The following is an 18,874-nucleotide window of genomic DNA, read 5'->3' on the forward strand; positions in this document are numbered from 1 at the left end:
TTCTATTATTGTCACAGCATCATCGTAGTGATAGTTTTCCACCCGACCGTTGACGATTTGACTTGTCAACCGGTTGTTGACATCGTAGATGTACTGCGCCTCGATGTCTTTGGCCGTCCGGGTCAGCCGATTCCCCGCTCGGTCGTAGGTGAACCGCTCTGTATAGGTTGGATATTCTGCCTGCTGCAGTCGATTGAGGCTGTCATAGGTGTAGAGCGTTTGACCTGTCGGCCGGTGATATCTGTCTGGCTTATCTTGCGGCCCAGCTCATCATAGCGATAAGAAAGAAGCGTTCTGCCACTGGCTTTCTTGGCGAGCAGCAGGCCGTCACGATCATAGCTATAGCGTTATGCATTACCACTAATGATAGTGGCGGCCAACTGAACGTTTCGCACATATTCAGATGAATGCTGTGTTGCACTTACATTGAAAATCTGTCGCTGTTTTCTCTGGAATAACGCAGAAAAGTCGATAAGCGGAGTATTGGCAAATTATTCTATATTTCGTGCGATGAATTGCAGGATTTGCAGTATATAGATGCGCTGATTATGTTTTTTAAAAAACTTGTATCCATGATAACGGAAAAATGGCTTTTCCTCGAAAAAGAACTAAATGCCATGCTGGATTCCTTCTTGAAAACTGTCTGAATTATGGCATCAATGCCTGGAACGGTGTGTATGAAGTTGCTGTTTCAGCAGTCAATTCCCTATGTTGCGCTTGATAAAATGCTTGTTTCGTATGTGCAAAATTTCAGTAAATTATTTTTTTATCCTTTCTTCTACTTTTTTTATGTCATTTAGAATATCTTTTTCATTTGAAGGATATTTATAACATCCCAAACTAACTTCAGGCCATTTTGTTTTTATGTTAATTCTCTCTCTTCCTCTCACTCCATATAAACTTTTACTGTTTATATCATAAAAAATTTCCTCAAAATATCCAGCCTCAGAATCCTCTTTATCTGGAATATCACTAACCACTGTATTTAGCCCTAAATATCCATGATTTTCTTTTCTAAATAGTTTTTCATATTTTCTTTCTTCTGCTTCTATTTCTTCGAGAGTTATTCTTCGCTCCACACTTCTTCTATTTTCTTTTATATATACATCTATCATTTTTTCTGTATCAAACATATAATCTAACATCACATTAGATTTTCGTTGATCATTAGTATAATGATCAATATATGCTCGCCCTCCTCCGATAATGATAAAATCATCTGAAGGTTCTACCGGATTACCTCCTTCCAATAAAAATTTTTTTGCTTTTTTATAGCGCTTATAAATTAAGCCAATAATCCCGTTAATTTCTTTTTCTGTATAGCTTTTTTCTATTTCCGATATAACTCTATTAATTAAATATAAAATTTCCTCTTTTTTAATTTTCTTACTCATCCTATTCATCACCTTAAATTATCCTTTTTTCAATCACCCAGGATGGCATAACATGATCCATAATCTTTATTTGATCAGCGCCACCGATATATACTCTACCATTTTCCTCCTGTGGAGCAACTTTACCTATATTTAACCTTGTACCTTTTGGTATGCATATCTTAACTTCTTTTTGTATAGTATTCCCCCAACTCGGTAACAAAGCCAAACTTTCCCTTGCTGATTCTTTTGTTGCAACAGGATTTGTAGTAACAAAAGAACCTAGCATATTAGCATTACCACCGTATGCTCTATATACTGTTATTGGCCTATCAGTTACTACTGTACGAAATTTTCCATCCAAGAAGCTTTCTACATCTTGTTTCCTTAATGTTGTATCTTTCTCGATTAAAGTCACAGCATCATCAATAGCTGTTGTATACTTTTCTAATTGTAGATCTACAGCCTCTTCTTCCGTATATCCTAACCTTTTAAACAGCTCTTTTTTCTCTGTACAATATCCACTCGGATCATAATAATCCACTGGATTATTCGCACAATAAGCATATAGATTCAGCCCATACCCGTGATATTCATCTTCCTGCGTGAATCTGGCGATGGCGGGATTATAGAATCTTGCCCGCAGGTAATACTGCTGGGTTATTGGGTCTAGCTGCTGACCGGTGTATTGGTAGCGGTTCGGGATTTTTTCTTCCGCTTCTATTGTATTACCGAATGCATCATAAGTGTAGCGATTCTATATTTTTCCTTGTTCGTCCGTGATGAATATGGTACTTCCCTGTTCATCGCTGGCGTAGTGGTACCAGGTTTTCTCAGGTTCGGATTCCCTTGCCCATAGGTCGCTGGTGCGGATTAATCTTGTGATATTGCCATCTGTTTCCTCGGTTATCACTTCCTTGTTTTCGTTGAAGATGAACTGCACGAGTTTGCCGTTTTCTTCCATTTCGTAGCGCAGGCCTTCGGCATCGTAATTACTTATATTTCACTATCCATTCTATAAAATATTCACACGCTTTACTTTCATCATCAAAAACTTTCCTATCATTTTTTCTACCACGTTCTCCATAATATACTTCCCACTCGTTTTTATCGCTAATTTTTCCTATATAAAATTGATCCGATGGAAGTTTTAATGTTAATGTATACATATAATCAGGCACCTCCAATGCTTGTAATTTTTTTCATTTCTTCTATGTTCATTTATAAATCAACACCCTTTTTAGTGAACCATCATTTAAAAGTTGTTCTACACTTTTAGGCAAAAGAAATTGAATACCACCTCCAGGCTTATTAAACCAAGGTGCAAATCCCCCAGCTTTTACATCTATTGGTTTTACAACTTCAAAAATAGAATATGGGGTTTTTGCCGTTCTGGGATATAATGCACGATTTTCAAACGGAATTCCCTGAGGCGAAACAAATTTTCCTCTATCCGCACCAAACCGATCCAATACTAACCTAGGATGTAAACAAACAACCTTCTTATTTATAACCCCGTCCTCCTTAGGCCACCATATACTGCCATCACGTTTTATCCAGCCCTTATTATAAATTTTTTCAACCACACTAGCCATATTAGCTTTTAACGCTGCACATTTCCTTTGCATACCATTGGCCATAAGTTTTTCTATATCTTCACGGGAAAAACCATTCAATTCATTTCTATCGGGTTTTATAATTAACTTATCATACCCACTCGGGTCATAATACTCCACCGGATTATTCGCGCAGTACGCGTAGAGATTCAGCCCATCGCCGTGATATTTATCTTCCTGCGTAAATCTTGCGATTGCGGGATTATAAAATCTTGCGCGCAGGTAATACTGCTGGGGTATTGGGTCTAGCTGCTGGCCGGTATATTGGTAGCGGTTGGAGATTTGTTCCGCTTTTTCGTTTCCTTCCACTTCGCAGCGCAGGCCTTCGGCATCGTAGCGGTTTATCTGGACATCGCCCGCTTTTGTCGTTACCTTGCTGGTTATGCGGAAGGCGTCATATTCGTAGGTGTTCTTAGCGTCTTGAAGCAAATTGCCAGCGTTATCGTAGCGATAGGTTTCCACTTGGCCGTTGACGGTTTGACTTGTCAACCGGTTGTTGACATCGTAGATATACTGTTCCTCGATGTCTTTGGCCGTCCTTGTCAGGCGGTTGCCGGCGTTATCGTAGGTGAATCGTTCCGTATCGGTTGGATATTCCGCCTGCTGCAGGCGGTTGAGCTTGGCGTAGGTGTAGAGCGTTGACCTGTCAGCTCGTTTTTCTCGCTGCGCTGGCCGTTGCCGCCGTAACGATAGCTGTTCTGCGCCAGTATCTTGTCCGGCGTGGCTACCGTCAAGCTGGTGATGTTTTTGTCAGCATCATAGGCATTATCCTGCCACATTCCATTGGCATGGGTAATCTTTTTGACTGCGCCGTCTTTGTCATAGGTATAGCGGTAGTCCATGCCATTGGATATAGCGGCGATCAGCTGGCCGTTCGGCGAATACTCATAGACATTACGCAAGTCTCCGGCTTTACGCTCGATAAGACTACCATAGACATTCCATGTATATTCATTGGTTATGTCGTTACGGTCTTGGAATTTTGACAGATTTCCGTCAACGCCATAGAGATACTGTTCCTGACTGCCATCCGGGTAAGTTATGGATTTCAGATGGTTGTTGTCATCATAGACATAGATGCGCTTGTTGCCATTGCCGTCCACAGCTTCGGTAATGTTACCCGCGAAGTCGTAGGCGTAGTTTTCTTTTGCCCCGTCAGCTTTGCGGATTTCGGTGATGCGGCCCCAGTTGTCCAGTACATAACTGGTTTTGTTGCCGTCACATATCCCGTAACACCAAACCGTGGCAAGGAATTTGCCAGGCATGCAGAATTCACTGAAAACCTTGGCGGATTGCCATTCTACTTTCCACAGCCACACCATCCTTTGGCAGAGATGAACAAACGAGAACATCCATGGCTTGCTAAGAGAGTACCTGCCCAAAGATGGCGTTGCAATCGGCTTGACAATCCGTCATTATCGATTATTATAAAGTCCCATAGATTGTGCTATTTCATTTAAGCTGTATATAAGATATTCACATGCATCATTTTCATTTGTAAAAATATGCCTATCAATTTTTACACCACGTTCACCATAATACACCTCCCATTTCCCCTTAACTTTTCCAATATAATATTTATCTGCAGGGTCAATATCATCTATTGTATACAAATAATCCGGGATACCATCTTCATTTAATTTTTCTATCATCATGTTAATATTCATAAAAAACTCTCCTTCCTCAAACAGCTATTTATAACCTGGTTATTGACATTGCAAACAGACTATCCCTCGATGTGCTGGCCGTTGCCGTCGCAATCATAACTGTAACGGTAATCCATGCCACCAGATTTATGTATAAACCTAATCGATTTATATCAAATTCTTTTTCTCATTTTATCAATTATCGCTCCGAGTTATCTTGGAATTATCTAAAAGAAAATCTATTCCATAATCTTTTTTAAACAATTCTCCTAACTGCAAAATTTTCAAATATAAATTCTCGTTTGATGAAGACCATTTATGACATTTTATTAAGCTTTCTTTTCTCCTTATGATTGTTTCTCTTACTTTAGTAGTTAAAAGCTGTTCATTTAATTTAAAAGGCGCTTTATTTACCCTACTTGATTTGTTTTTATATAAATTGTAAAACCAAATCAAAATAACCAAATATATTTCATCATCCTTATCTTTTTCACACATTTGACAAAGAGTTCTTTCTACTTCATCTTTAACTTCAATATAACCCTTTTGATATAACGGATATATCCCTTTATCAAATATGCTATCCCAATCTTGAGGTATCCCAGGTGCATCTCCAAACATATCCGATACAACTATTCTCCACTTTCCTCTCCCCTCTAACAATTTTATCAAATTACCTCTAGCTATTGTTTGTTTTACTAGTTCTTCAAAATCATTTATTTTCATATTGCATCACTGCCTTACAATAATCTCACCGTTAAGACCATCTACTATTACATCAAATTTATATTCACATCTCTCTATTCACTTGACTCTGGTCCATTACCGTTTTTAACTCATCCACAACAGTATTTTTTAATTCTACTTTTTCAGTTTCACTAATTTCAATATTTAATTCTTCAATTATATCTTCACACTCTCCCATCATTTCTACAATATCGCCTTCTCTTTCTTTCCTGATATCAACATATGCTTTTACTCCCCCTACCAAAAGTGTTAATTTGTATACTTCATCTCTATTGAATTTCAAAATATTATCTGCTTTACAATAACGCAAATATATTAATCCTAACACACCACGTCTTAATTCGTCTTTTGAATATTTATTGTTTAATTTTACAATTGTTTTTTCTACTAACATTTCCAAACTTTTTATATTCTTCATTAGATACATCCTCCTCATATATCATTTCAACAGTTCTCGTTCACCAACTATCCATTCATCTGCAGGCCAGTCTTTAGCCAAAAGTTATTCGTAGGTGTTCCTGGCGTCTTGGAGCAAATTGCCAGCGTTATCGTAGCGATAGTTTTCCACCTGACCGTTGACGATTTGACTTGTCAACCGATTGTTGATGTCGTAGATATACTGCTCCTCGATGTCCTTGGCCGTCCTTGTCAGACGGTTACCGGCGTTATCGTAGGTAAACCGTTCCGTATAGGCCGGATATTCGGCCTGTTCCAGACGGTTCAGGCTGTCATAGGTGTAGAGCGTCTTACCCGCCAGCTCATTTTTCTCGATTCTTTGGCCGTTGCCGTCATAGCGGTAGGTGTTTTGCGCGAGGATTTTGTCGGGCGTGGCTACCATCAAACTAACAATATTCTTGTCCGCATCGTAGGCGATATCCTGCCACATGCCGTTGGCATGGATGATTTTCTGAATGGCACCATCGGCGTCACGGGCAAAACTGACAATTGACTGGTCAAATTCATTGCATATATCAACCAGTTGATTTGACTTGTCAAATCGGTAGTTGACCTGTCGGCCGGTGATGTCGATCTGACTGATTTTACGTCCCAGATCATCATAGCGATAAGAAAGAAGCGTTCTGCCACTGGCTTTCTTGGCGAGCAGCAGGCCGTCGCGGTCATAGCTGTAACGGTAATCCATGCCGTTAGCTATCGCGGCAGTCAATCGACCCTTTGGGCATATTAGTAGGTATTACACAAATCACCTTTTTTCGCTCTATACGTGCTGTGTTGCACCTAACTTGCCTCCGTCTCCACACTACTTCTCGCCAATCCAATATTCCTGTACCCATTATTTTACAATATAAGAATTTATAATCTTACCAGTTCTTATATCTATATCATAGCCAACACCTATAAAATTAGCTGCAGTTATAAATTGATTGTGAAGGCTCATTCCCTCATATGGCATATTAATTTTATTTTTGTATTTTTCAGTAACACTTTCTACTTGCCATATTATATTATTATTTTTATCAACACAATATATATTATTTATTGGTTCATCTTTCGATACAGGATCTAATAATATTATCTTCTTATCTTCATAATATATTGTTTCTAAAATTTTATAATTATTAAAACCACTCATCTTAATCCCCCGCTAATAATCAACGCTTACAATTTTCTCTCATTTTTAAATACTCCAATTCTTTTTCCAATAGTATCGAATTGAACTCCGCCTCCTCTCCCCCATCCATCTAACGGATTAACTATGCCAACTCGCAGACATTCTCCTTTAGGTATTTCTACATCACAAGTGAAAACCGGCTCTTTAGGTAATGCAAATTTTTCCTTTATTTGTTTAGGATTAAGCCCCTCCACATCTTCTCTTCTCATCATCCAGCCGCCTTTCATTTGAGATGTATTTTTATCATACACTCTAGCAAAAGTTGTGTTCTCTTCCAATTGAATCTCATGCACATCAGTTCCCGGCTTATATGGAGGAAGATAATCTGGGTCTTTACTTTTAAACCATTGATTAGCCTCTTCTGCTTTATATGTTCTAATTATCTTGGAATGTTCAGGCATACTCTTTAAAACATTTGCCTCATTTTCCAAATTTGAATATACATCGTTTTTCCGATTTGCACTATTACAATACCCACTCGGGTCATAATACCCCACCGGATTATTCGCGCAGTACGCGTAGAGATTCAGCCCATCCCCATGATATTCGTCTTCCTGCGTAAATCTGGCGATGGCGGGATTGTAGAATCTTGCCCGCAGGTAGTATTGCTGGGTTATCGGGTCTAGCTGCTGGCCGGTGTATTGGTAGCGGTTGGGAATTTGTTCTGCTTTTTCTACGGTGTTGCCGAAGGCGTCGTAGGTGTAGCGGTTCTTTACTTCGCCATTCTTTCCCGTGATGAATACGGTACTTCCCTGTTCGTCGCTGGCGTAGTGGTACCAGGTTTTCTCCGGTTCGGATTCCCTTGCCCATAGGTCGCTGGTGCGGATTAATTTTGTGATATTGCCGTCTGTTTCTTCGGTTATCACTTCCTTGTTCTCGTTGAAGATGAACTGCACGAGTTTGCCGTTTTCTTCCATTTCGCAGCGCAGGCCTTCGGCATCGTAGCGATTTATCTGGACATCGCCTGCTTTTGTCGTTACTTTGCTGGTCCTGCGGAAGGCGTCATATTCGTAGGTGTTGTTGGCGTCTTGGAGCAGGTTGCCAGCGTTATCGTAGCGATAGGTTTCCACTTGGCCGTTGACGATTTGACTTGTCAACCGGTTGTTGATGTCGTAGATATACTGTTCCTCGATGTCTTTTGCCGTCCGGGTCAGCCGATTCCCTGCTCGGTCGTAGGTGAACCGCTCTGTATATGTCGGATATTCTGCCTGCTACAGTCGATTGAGGCTGTCATAGGTGTAGAGCGTTTGACCTGTCCGCTCATTTTTCTCGATTCTTTGGCCATTGCCGTCGTAGCGGTAGGTGTTCTTGGCGAGAATCTTATCCGGCGTGGCTATCGTCAGGCTCGTTATATTCTTATCCGCGTCATAAGTGATATCCTGCCACATGCCGTTGGCGTGAGTTATCTTTTGGATGGCACCATCAGCATCGCGGGTAAATTTGACAATTGACTGGTCAATTTCGTTGCATATATCAACTAAGTAATTTGACTTGTCAAACTTATAGCTAACCTGTCTGCCTGTAATATCAGTCTGGCTTATCTTACGGCCCAGCTCATCGTAGGTATAGGCCAAAAGCGTTTTGCCGCTGGCTTTCTTATTGAGCAGCAGGCCGTCTTTGTCGTAGGTGTAGCGGTAGTCCATGCCGCCTGCGATGGCCGCTATAAGCTGCCCATTGGGCGCATATTCGTAGCTATTACGCAGATTGCCTGCCTTGCGCTCGATAAGACTGCCGTAGACATTCCACTGGTACGTATTCGTTATACCATTGCGGTCTTGGGATTGGATTAAATTTCCATCGGCAGTATAAAGATACTGCTCCTGCGCTCCATCTGGATAGGTTATGGATTTTAGCTGGTTGTTACTATCGTATTCGTAGGTACGTTTATTGCCATTGCCATCGACGGCTTCGGTAATGTTGCCCGCAAAGTCATAGGAATAGTTTTCTTTTGACCCGTCAGCTTTGCGGATTTCCGTGATACGGCCCCAGCTGTCGAGGACGTAGCTCGTTTCGTTGCCGTTGCCATCAACGATGCCTGTGATATTGCCCTGGGCATCGTAGTGATAGGCCTGGCTGGCGCCACCATTGGTTGCGATCTTTGTCTGCCAGCCAGCAGCCGTATAGGCGTAGGCTGCGCCACTGCCGGCGGCAGTCTCTACCTTGATACGGCGGCCCGCGCGGTCATAGGCAACAGTTTCGAGCACCTGATCGTCAGTCCCGATGACTGTGGTCAGACGGCCAGCGCTGTCGTATCGATACCGATAGGTCATCCCCTGCGGCAGCCGGCGCTCGGTCACATTGCCCTCGTGATCATAGACAAGCTCTTGTCTGCGCCCTTCGCTGGTGACGGCTTGCGTCCGCTGGTTCAACAGGTTGTAGGTAAATGATTGCGCCCGTCCGCAGTCATCGGCAATGCGCAGGATATTGCCGGCTTTGTCGTAGGTGAAGCACGTGGTATTCTTCTGTCCCGACGCATGGTCGATGACACATTCTGCCACCAGCCGGTCTGCTGCATCATAGCCGCGCTGGATTTTACTGCCGTCGGGCAGCTGGATCTCCGTGATGTTGCCATTGGCATCGTAGGTATAGTGGGTATGCGACCACCAATTGCCCTTGCGTTTTTTGTTGAGCTCCTCTGCGCGGTCGATGAGACGGCCGGTTTTATCATAGCGATACGCAATCCGCTGGATTTCTTTGGCATTGATCTTACGTTCCTCACTGGTTCGTTTGCCGATGCTGTTGTAGGTGTATTTGACCTCTGCCCCTAGATTATCCGTTACGCGTATCAGCCGGTTCTGCTTATCATAATCTTGGCGGATGGTACGTGTCAGTCCGCTGGCACTAGTCTCGCTTTGCAGCGTAAGCCAGGTCTTTTCCTCGATGATATTGCCATGGATATCATAGGTCCATCGCCGCAGGCTATATTGGATAGCGCCATCTTTTTCTGCGACCGCCCTGCGTTCTTCAAGCTTATTGCCGGCCAAGTCGTATTTATAGGTTGTCGCATAAACCATGCCGTCACGGCTGGCTTCGAGCTGGCCAGCATCCTGATGATAGCTGCAGCGGCCTTTGGCATCATAGCGGGAGACTTCGAGCAGGTCGCCAGCTTCGTTCTTCACCGTGGTGCGGCGATTGCCTGCATCATACGTATAGCTCATACCTGCGCCATCGTCCGTGGACGCATCATAGTGATTCGGTGTTACCCGCTTGCAGAGATTTCCCTCGGCATCATAGAAGCGCCGCTCCACACCACCATCGGGATAATGGATGCGGATTTTGTGTCCATCGGTGTCGTAGTCGTAAAGGGTGCCCTCGCCCTCTCCGGTTTCGGGGTCATAGGCCTCCGGATGGACTTCCTTGATAAGATTCCCTTCTGCATCATAGGTGCGGGCATAGACGATTCCCTCGGGCGCCGTTTCCAGGATACAGTGATCCATCGAGTCATAGATATAGCGGCTGACCTGCTGGTCAGCGCCCTTATCCTGTTCCTTGGGCGTGATATGCTTCTGCAAATTGCCCATGAGGTCATACTGCCAGCTTTCCATATGCCCCAGCGCATCGGTATCGCAGGCCCGGTAGTCCATGACATCATAGCCAAAGCTGCGCTCACCGAATTCGCTTTGGATGCACATAAGGCGGCAGACCTTATCGTACTCATAGTTGAACCAGCCGCCCTCCGGCAGCATCATACTGCTCGGGACCGGCAGCGTTCCTTCATAGCTATAGGTTGTTTCACACCCATTTACCGCCTGGGTCAGGACGCGGCCCCGAAAGTCATACTGCCAGCTTTCCTTTTTCCACTTTCCTTCGCCCAGCTTCGTCTCGCGGGCGATCAGCCAGCCATGCTTGTCATAGCGGTAGCGCACACAGCCACCCTCGCTATCCGTTTCCTCCTGCAGGCGTCCCTGCCCGTCATAGGCAAGCTGACGTGTCAATCCGCTGGGCAGTTCCTCGCGCAGCAGCTGGGAAGCTTCGTTGTATGTCCGCTTGGTTTCCCGTCCGAGCCGGTCCTTTTCATAGATTACATTCTCCCGCTCATCATAGGCCTTTTCCGCCGTCGTGTCATCCGGATAGAAGGTTTTTTCCACCAAATGCTGCCGATTCCAATGATAGGTCACCCGTTTGCCGCTATGCTGGTCGGTTACGGTCGTCTGACGGTTCTGATCATCGTAGAATAAAAGATATTCCGCACCATTTTTCATCTGCTGATGCAGCACCCGGCCCTCACGGTCGTAATCATTCTGCAGATAACAGATGCCATTCAGATCGGTAACTGTACGAATCCAGCCTTCCGACGTATAGGTATACTTTGCCTGGCCGCCATTGGGATAGGTCACGCAGGTCAGCAGGTCATCCTCATATTCATAGCAGATGGTGCGGCCTATCCCGTCGGTAATCTGCGCGATTTTGTCTTCCGCATAAAGGAAGGATAATTCCTGTCCATCCGCCAAGCGCACAGTCTGGATTTGCCTGCCGTGATACTCGATATGGATCTTGGCCTTTTGGCACAAAACCATATCTGTGAGCTGGCCGGATTTGTTATAAAAATACGTTTTCTGCTGGTGGCGATTTTCCAGCTGATAGCCGGTTTCGTTTTCCGCTAGCGTGATTCCCTGATCGCCGCCACGTTCATTTTGCCAGCTGCCATCTGCCTGCTGCGCAAACTTCTCCAGATGCATATCAGCACACAGGATGCGCACCTGCTTTCCCCGCCGCTCCAGAGCACTCCCCACGTTGATAAGCCAGCGGCGGCCGAGGTGCTGCCCGTGATTCTCATAGATGGATTCATACGTACGCGTCAGCAGGAAGTCCTCCACGAAATCCTTCTGACGGTAATCGGTCACGGTCATACAAAAACTGCCGGTCACAGCATCTATCGGATCGGCCACCGACGTTTTCCCATTGGCTCCATTTTGCGTGCCGGATACTGCCGGTGTCGTATTCTTCGCCTTTTCCGGGGCACCATTCAGCGCTGTCCTGTCCCGCATCTTATTGCCGCTGCTTTTCCGCCCGCAACTCATGACAACATTTTTCGGCAGATTTCCCATTTTGCTTCTGAGCCATGGCCTTGCCTTGGCCCCTTGGATAATGGCCTTGTCGATTTTCTCCAGCGACACATGGTCTGAGGCAAATTTTTTCAGCGCGCCCCAGGCCTTATCGATTTTGGTTCTTGCTGCCAACCGTGCTGCCTTTAAGCCATTACTGGCGCTGCGGATAGCCTCAGCTCCTCTTTTCGTTCTGGCAAAAATATTGCCAGCCACAGGCAGCATGGCTAAGGCCGTATCAATTGCCGCATCCTTTTTATTCCCTGCCTCCAAGTCTTCGCCAATAATCTTCAAGGATAAGAGCACAGACGCGACAGGCCCCACTGGCGTAAAGCAAGCCACCAGCAAAGCGGCATCGATGGCCAGACTCAGATTATTCATTTCGATATCTTCTGTTGTCCGTTCCTGCGGATATTGGTTATGGATATAGCCCTCGCCAGCCACGAGCGGAGCCTTTAATGCGACCGTATTCGTCGCACCATCGAGACAAAGCCAGTTCCCGCCGACCTTTAGCGTCATTGCTTGCCCCGCCTCGACATTTATCCGCCCGTCGGAAACCCTGGTGGCAAAATCTTCAATCGCAGCATTCATTGGCGAAGTAGTATGCCGTTGGCCAGACTGACGGAATAAATCCCTGCCCAGGTCAGAGGTAACCGGCGCTTCCTTAGGTGCCCCCAGGCTTTTGCTAAGACTTGCATCCTGGCCGATTTTCCCTGCTGCTATATCAAGCTGCAGAGTCTGCGCCAATGCCTGGCCGCCATCGCCGATATATTTGTCATATCCACGGCAAAAGCCTGGTGCTACTTTTCCCGATTTATCGTCCACGCTATCCGTTCCGGACTGGATGACAATATCTTTGCCGCTATGTACCACCACATCATGATTCGAGACGACCGAAATCCCACGACTGTCATCCGCCGTTATCGAGGCAGAATCCGCGCCACTGCGCCCCGCAATCATCACCACGCTGTTTGGCTGAAACTGAACCATATTATTGGTAGACGTCAGATTGCGGTTTTCCGGTGCCTCGTAATCGGGATTGCCGCCGAGCTCACCGCGATGACTGCCTAACGCTACCTTTTCGCCGTTTTCTTCAAAGTAGACAAATACATGGTCACCAACATCCGGCATGGAATACTGATAGTTGTTGACGGTATTCTCATAGGGAATCCAGCAGGCCTCTTCGATATCTTGCTGTTCATCGCAATCGAATTTTACCTTGACATTCGTTCCGTCGACCGCCAGTATGGTACCGGTAAGCTGCTGGGGCATATTCCTGCGGCGCAGTTCCTCTTCTGCCTCGGGACGGCAGCCTTCCTTATGACGCAGCGTAAGACGATTGATTAGCAGGGCATCTTCGGAGACGATATGGCTTTCCAGCACCGCTTGTACCCGTTGTTCATATTCCAGCCCATGGCCTGCCGTCAGTTTCCAGTCATACGTAGCAAGCCCCGTGTCCTGAAACTCACAAGGCGCCGTCATTGGCCGGATATTTTCTTTGACTTTGCGGCAAGTACTCACCGACAGGGAAATAGTATCGATTCTATCATATTCCTCCCGCTGGCGCTTTGAAAACGGCACAAAGCCTACGCTTAGCTGAATCCGATCGCTCGCGCAGTTAGTAAACAGAAAATGTCCGGTCGTTTCTGCCAACCGGACTAAAAACTGCCAATCCGTTTCCTCGTGCTGATACAGCATACGCGGCAAAACAGGATTATCCTGCACAGCTATCTGTAGGCCATACGGCTGGCCGATGGCATTGGCTACATCGCTAAGTGTTTTGCTCTCGGATTGGAACGTACGGCTGTGCCGCTTGATATCCATCGCTTGCGACAAGGTTACCGCCCGGACCAGCAAGCAGCTATACCCAGCCTGCTCCTGCCAGACTGCCTGCGTGATGATACCCGCAAAAAGCAATTCTGTTTTTAACAAAACCTTGATGGGTTGCCCCTCTATCCTCTGTACCAAGGACATGTCCGCCGCAGGTAGTGCGATGAATTGCAGGTCACAGATTCCATGCTGGCCTGCCCTGGTATCTATTTGGATTTTTTCTATACGCTGATAGGGCAAGCCTTCGACTTTTAGCTGTCCTAATGTAACCTGTTCCATATATCCTCCTGCTAACCTATCATTCGTCACCGTTCGACTCTATTTTCCGTGCCCACCAAGTTGCCAAGCAAACAAACCCCAGCGTCCCCCAAGCAAAGATATCATCCGGCGTGCTGATAATCTCAATCAATGTTCTTATAATCACCAAATACAATAAATAGATAAATTTCATAGTCTTATCCTTTAGTATGTATAGAATTTATAGATATGCACCCGATAGGTGTTTTTTTCTTGCCAATCGTATCCCCCTACACTGCATAATCAACAAACAACAATCGAATTCTCCTCTCTAATATCTATATATTTTATAAATATTTACTCGATATTTTTCATTCTCATCCTGAACCGCTATTTTCCATTTGTCTTTTTTAAACAACACCATGCAATTGCCATCTTGTTTATCGATTTGTTTCCACCCTTTATCGGTTAAGTACATAATATAAAACCGTTTGATTTGTTCCTTTGATAATCTTGTACAATAATATATATCCAATGACACGGAGTGTCTCTCTCTTATGGATTCTTTTTTTTCAATCTCGTTTGTATTATCAGGTATTGGCAACTCGCCATATATCTCATATAAGACTTTCGGGTCACGCTTAAAATCATCACCATTTTCCATGTAATTAGCAAATTCATCATATACGGATAGCAGCATGCCTGCAAAAACCAAATACATTACAATTTTTCTTGCCAATCGCATCGCAATCTCATCCTTTTTTTCATCGATAACAGACATGATTCATATTTGTAGATTTGGTATTTACTTGGTATTATCCTTAGTCAGACTCTTTTTTATTGCCTCTGTTTCTTTCTTTAATGATGAAGCGACTCCTGCAATCGCGCCTGCTGCTTTTTCGCCCATAGTCTGTGGCACATCATCATCGCCTGGTTTTGGTGGGTCGCAAAAGCTGATTACGCCGCCCCACCTGCATTCGAGCGTGCTTTCTTTCGTCAGTACCGGTGCCCCTTCAATGACAAAATGCTTATCGCCATCGCGCCAGGCTTCTTCCGTGCGTGCATGGCAGACGCATTTTACGCGCGGCCTTACGAATCGGTTTCCGTTTTGCTGGGCGCTATTTATCAGCTGGGCATACTCGTTATTATCATCACAGAAGGCACTGCACATCCCATACCCCAGGATATTTTCCTGCCATTTATGGTCATTGGCATTCAGCACGGCCTTGCCTGTTTTGCGCGACAAAACGCCATGATCATCGCGCATATTGATTTGATTTTTCATACTCCCATAGGTGCACTTCGTGTAGTCACTCATCATGGTCATATATTCCTTAGCGCCCATATTCTCAAGCTCCTTTCTTTGTCCTATTCGTATACGATAAAGCGATTTGTCTGGCGATATCCTTAACCTGCCGCTGGGCGTAGGTAAAGCTGATGGAACCTGTTACCGATGCATCTCCGAGGCCACCGGAAAACAAGCAGTTATACATGCGCTCGGTTACAGTTTCGTTGGTATATTCTATCCAGACAAGGGATTGATGTTTTCCCGCGAGAATCTCAGCGGCGTGGATATGCACGCCAGCGGCCAGTTTCGGCAGGACTTGGCAGTAGGTATCCTTTTCCTTTTCTAAATCCTTTTGTTCCAGTTTACGATTTTGCTGCAAAAGGCTTATGGTAAATATCGCCGCGTCGTCACTTAACAACAACTGATTTTCGCGGCAAGCTGGCAAGAACTGCTTCATGACTTCCTTCCCCAAGAGCTTGAATTCGCTGGGGATACGAAGAGTCAAAGCACCATCGAAAAAAGTCCTATCGGCAAAGTGATAGTCAATCCCCGCCACCGTTGTCATCGTCTCGTCGATTGATGGCAGGACATCATCAACCACCTTTTCTGATAGTTTTTCCTGTTCCCGCCACTCATTTTGCCGGCGATATATTTCCTGATCAAAACGCATTTATATTGCCCCCCTATTTCGTTCCATCAAAGAAACTGTTCATCCAGCCATCGTTTTCAAAGCTCTGGAATTTCTCTTTGCCAAGCATCAAGGTTTCTCCCTCGCGGTAGACAGGAACGATCATAAAGCCCCATTCTTTTGGCTCTGACCAGATAAAGAATTTCGCCTCACGGTGAATGATGGTATCCGTATCAGCCTGCGGGATGTGCTCGCCGTAGATGGCTTCGATTTCCTCCTGGGTCTTGGGTGTGAATTCTGCCTGCGTGCAGGTATAGGTGAAATTATAGCGGATACTGCCATCTTCATCTTTGAGGTACAGCATGAGCGTAAGGTTATCCATATTGCGCGAAAGCTCGCCATGGCTGAGGCCCGCCATGCCATCGATCAGGTTAATCTCCTCACCATTATGGGTAAAGCCCGTGAGCCTATACGGCAGTTTCGGCGGCTGGCTGATGATATGGACATCGGCATAGCCGTATTTCTTGTCGCGCAGGTATTTGAGCGCGCCATCGATGCAGGTCATCTTGAGCTCCCGGCAGTCCGAGCTGTCCCCGGACTTGCGCTTGGACTTGATTACCCGCCCTGGCACGAATTCCTTGAGCGAGTCGCGGAACAGGTCGATTTTGCAGGATTGACCGGTCAATTTGATAATGCTGTAATCTTCAATGTCGCCGCTTTCATAGAGCGGGTCAAGAAAGCGGGCGATAACGCCGTAGATATCCGGCGTCAACAGCAGATTGACATCGAAGATGCTGCACACGATATCCTTTAGCTGCTTGACCGTGACCATGCCGCCCGCCTGATGAACGGCGAGTTTCCATTTATCCATCGGCAGCACGATGGATTCGCCGTCATCGATGGGGATTTCCCGCCGCAGCTGCCAATTGCGACCCGGCGCTTCATGATTGCCCTCCGCCGTCAGGATAATCTTGAGTGCGCCCGCTTTCTCGAAAAAGGCTTTCTTGACCTGCTCGGCGCAATGGAACAGAAAATAGAAGTTATTCTTGACCTTGAAGTAATCCGTGCGGCTTTCTTTCTCCCATTCCTTGAACTTCGTCGGCAGGACAGCCTCCACGGCAGCATAGGCCCTATCGAGGGCCTGATACAGAGCTTCCGTGCCATGCTCATCGACACTGCGGAAAATATCTACATCAAAGGCCCGCAGCAGTTCCTTGCTATGCGGAATCTGGCGCAGCTGCTCGCGGGCCTGGGCATCGACAGCTGCCTGCGCGCCATAGACCTCATGCTGCAGGGCCCAGCGGGCATCCTTACTATGCCGGTCGTATTCGCCCGATAGCTGCTCGGCAATCTTGAGTTTCAACAGCTGCATGATGCGATAGGTCAGATTATTGCCGCCAAAATCCGTATCGCCATTTTCATAGGCCGTCTCGATGTCAATCTTGTAGGATACCCGCTGGTCATCCACGCGGAACTTGCAGGAGGAAAGATCCGTGGTACCGCCGCCGCAATCGATGATAAGGGCATGATAGAGCTGATTCTTGCGGGCCTTTTTCTGCTCGATAAGCTCACTGACGGTATTGTAGAGCACGGACACTCCCTCATCGATGGCGTCATGCTCCACCGCATACTCGGGCAGGATCTGCCGAAAAAGTTTCTGGAACAGGTACTTCTGCTTGACCGGACTTGAGATATGGATGCCTTTGATGCGGCATTTGAGGCGGTTTTCCAAGGCATGGATGACATGCAGGAAAAATGCCCGCAGGATTTCCTTGCGGGGAACAAAGGCCCGCCGTCCATGACGGTCGGTGATTTCCTCATCCTTTTCGTAGTCGCTAATCCAGCGCTTCATATCGTAAAAGACACAAAAGCCCTCATCGATATAGCTGTCGGCGGCCATCTCGACGGCATCATAGCCAAACAGGTACTGTGGTTCCTCCTGATCCTGCAGCGAAAGGACCGACACCACACTGGGCAGCAGATTCGTCGCGGCAAAATCATGGAGCCGGTCGTAGAAAATCGCATAATTGATTTCATTTTCACGGATTCCTGGCGGCGTCTCGAGCTGCTGGCTCTCGAAATAGAGGTGGTCAAGATAGGCGCCGGCAGCAGTATTGGAGGTACCAAAGTCAATCGCTACAGGCAGATGCAGCGTCTTGGGTTCGCGAACGATAAAGTCTACCAACGGCACTTGCGCCAGGCGGATATTCTCGGGCGTATAGGTCATTTCGCCGCTATACAGGCGGAAAATCTGCGCCGATGCTGACCGGTCAAAAAACAGCAGCGTATAGCGTTTGACTGCCGCCTCCTTGCAGGGAAGGCCAGCCTCTTTGCGCAGATAAAGATAGTCCTGCGCCTTGCCCTTGGGCTCGACATTGAAGATGCCGCAAAGATTCCTGTCGCCATCGACCACCAGCGCATTGGTACCGATTAGCTCAGGCATATAGCGGACCTTCAGATTGTCATAGAAATCGACGGCCAGCTGCTGCCAGACGATGAACTTGCCACTGCACTCGGGCGCAAGACCTGCCGCCTGCTGCCAGACGGTTTTCTTCAGTGCCGCCTCCAGAGCGTTCCAGCCTTTCGCGGAATACTTGCGGATCAGCAGATTATCATCGGCCCCGCGATAGCGCATAATGGTCTCAATCAAGGCTTCTTTGTCCATGGGATTGACAATGCCGACGATGACCTTCTCGCGGCGTGCGATTTCCTGCAGCTGCACCGTCGACATGCCCAAAAGCTCACGGCGGTAATAGCGTCTTGTCCCTTCGCTCTTGTTGGTTTCGATTTTCCCGTTGCGATTCAACGTATATCCTATCTTCCTAGCCATACCA

The 18,874-nt window shown here is 46.2% G+C and carries 17 protein-coding genes and 2 pseudogenes; 1 reads left to right on the top strand and 18 read right to left on the bottom strand.

Annotation, left to right across the window (positions count from 1 at the left end):
• Positions 1-758: 758 nt before the first annotated feature.
• From BM181_RS03765 to BM181_RS03785, 6 genes and pseudogenes are all read right to left on the bottom strand, one after another.
• On the bottom strand, positions 759-1,394 hold the full coding sequence (locus tag BM181_RS03765; RefSeq protein ID WP_075442489.1) for a hypothetical protein: 636 nt from the start codon (positions 1,392-1,394) through the stop codon (positions 759-761).
• Positions 1,395-1,407: 13 nt separating this feature from the next.
• A pseudogene (locus tag BM181_RS15485) lies at positions 1,408-2,106 on the bottom strand (RHS repeat-associated core domain-containing protein); the annotation flags it as partial.
• A 24-nt stretch (positions 2,107-2,130) separates the two neighbouring features.
• Complete coding sequence (locus BM181_RS15405) at positions 2,131-2,337, bottom strand: hypothetical protein (protein WP_075442491.1); 207 nt, start codon at positions 2,335-2,337, stop codon at positions 2,131-2,133.
• A gap of 28 nt (positions 2,338-2,365) precedes the next feature.
• Positions 2,366-2,542: a hypothetical protein gene (locus tag BM181_RS15235; protein WP_177207155.1), complete on the bottom strand. Its 177-nt coding sequence runs from the start codon at positions 2,540-2,542 to the stop codon at positions 2,366-2,368.
• Between the two features lie 48 nt (positions 2,543-2,590).
• Positions 2,591-3,478, bottom strand: a complete 888-nt coding sequence (locus BM181_RS03780; protein WP_075442492.1) for a glycohydrolase toxin TNT-related protein — start codon at positions 3,476-3,478, stop codon at positions 2,591-2,593.
• A 53-nt stretch (positions 3,479-3,531) separates the two neighbouring features.
• Positions 3,532-4,254, bottom strand: coding sequence for an RHS repeat protein (locus tag BM181_RS03785; protein WP_177207156.1), 723 nt, complete (start codon positions 4,252-4,254; stop codon positions 3,532-3,534).
• On the opposite strand from BM181_RS03785, the pseudogene BM181_RS15490 reads away from it, so the two are divergent.
• A pseudogene (locus BM181_RS15490) lies at positions 4,219-4,324 on the top strand (IS30 family transposase); the annotation flags it as partial. The gene BM181_RS03785 and the pseudogene BM181_RS15490 overlap by 36 nt on opposite strands.
• Before the next feature lie 80 nt (positions 4,325-4,404).
• Here BM181_RS15490 and BM181_RS03790 read toward each other — a convergent pair.
• The 12 genes from BM181_RS03790 to BM181_RS03840 form a co-directional block, all read right to left on the bottom strand.
• Complete coding sequence (locus BM181_RS03790) at positions 4,405-4,656, bottom strand: hypothetical protein (protein WP_075442494.1); 252 nt, start codon at positions 4,654-4,656, stop codon at positions 4,405-4,407.
• 174 nt (positions 4,657-4,830) lie between these two features.
• Positions 4,831-5,361, bottom strand: a complete 531-nt coding sequence (gene ifs / locus BM181_RS03795) for an NAD glycohydrolase toxin immunity factor (RefSeq protein WP_075442495.1) — start codon at positions 5,359-5,361, stop codon at positions 4,831-4,833.
• Positions 5,362-5,425: 64 nt separating this feature from the next.
• Positions 5,426-5,800 (bottom strand): hypothetical protein, encoded by a 375-nt coding sequence (locus tag BM181_RS03800; RefSeq protein WP_075442496.1) that lies wholly within the window; start codon positions 5,798-5,800, stop codon positions 5,426-5,428.
• An 84-nt stretch (positions 5,801-5,884) separates the two neighbouring features.
• Positions 5,885-6,547: an RHS repeat domain-containing protein gene (locus BM181_RS03805; RefSeq protein WP_143092100.1), complete on the bottom strand. Its 663-nt coding sequence runs from the start codon at positions 6,545-6,547 to the stop codon at positions 5,885-5,887.
• 126 nt (positions 6,548-6,673) lie between these two features.
• On the bottom strand, positions 6,674-6,973 hold the full coding sequence (locus BM181_RS03810) for a DUF7957 family protein (RefSeq protein WP_075442498.1): 300 nt from the start codon (positions 6,971-6,973) through the stop codon (positions 6,674-6,676).
• Positions 6,974-6,999: 26 nt separating this feature from the next.
• Positions 7,000-8,109: an RHS repeat domain-containing protein gene (locus BM181_RS15495; protein ID WP_075442499.1), complete on the bottom strand. Its 1,110-nt coding sequence runs from the start codon at positions 8,107-8,109 to the stop codon at positions 7,000-7,002.
• 114 nt (positions 8,110-8,223) lie between these two features.
• On the bottom strand, positions 8,224-14,166 hold the full coding sequence (locus tag BM181_RS03820; protein ID WP_075442500.1) for a DUF6531 domain-containing protein: 5,943 nt from the start codon (positions 14,164-14,166) through the stop codon (positions 8,224-8,226).
• A 19-nt stretch (positions 14,167-14,185) separates the two neighbouring features.
• Positions 14,186-14,338: a hypothetical protein gene (locus BM181_RS15245; RefSeq protein ID WP_177207157.1), complete on the bottom strand. Its 153-nt coding sequence runs from the start codon at positions 14,336-14,338 to the stop codon at positions 14,186-14,188.
• Positions 14,339-14,455: 117 nt separating this feature from the next.
• Positions 14,456-14,869 (bottom strand): hypothetical protein, encoded by a 414-nt coding sequence (locus tag BM181_RS03825; RefSeq protein WP_082336152.1) that lies wholly within the window; start codon positions 14,867-14,869, stop codon positions 14,456-14,458.
• A 60-nt stretch (positions 14,870-14,929) separates the two neighbouring features.
• Complete coding sequence (locus BM181_RS03830; protein ID WP_075442501.1) at positions 14,930-15,469, bottom strand: PAAR-like protein; 540 nt, start codon at positions 15,467-15,469, stop codon at positions 14,930-14,932.
• Between the two features lie 4 nt (positions 15,470-15,473).
• On the bottom strand, positions 15,474-16,082 hold the full coding sequence (locus BM181_RS03835; protein WP_075442502.1) for a hypothetical protein: 609 nt from the start codon (positions 16,080-16,082) through the stop codon (positions 15,474-15,476).
• Between the two features lie 13 nt (positions 16,083-16,095).
• Positions 16,096-18,870 carry an Hsp70 family protein gene (locus BM181_RS03840; RefSeq protein WP_075442503.1) on the bottom strand — a complete coding sequence of 925 codons (2,775 nt, stop codon included), beginning with the start codon at positions 18,868-18,870 and terminating at the stop codon, positions 16,096-16,098.
• Between the last annotated feature and the right edge of the window lie 4 nt (positions 18,871-18,874).

The organism is Pseudoselenomonas ruminantium, from assembly GCF_900113715.1.
Taxonomy (GTDB): Bacteria; Bacillota; Negativicutes; order Selenomonadales; family Selenomonadaceae; genus Selenomonas_A; species Selenomonas_A caprae.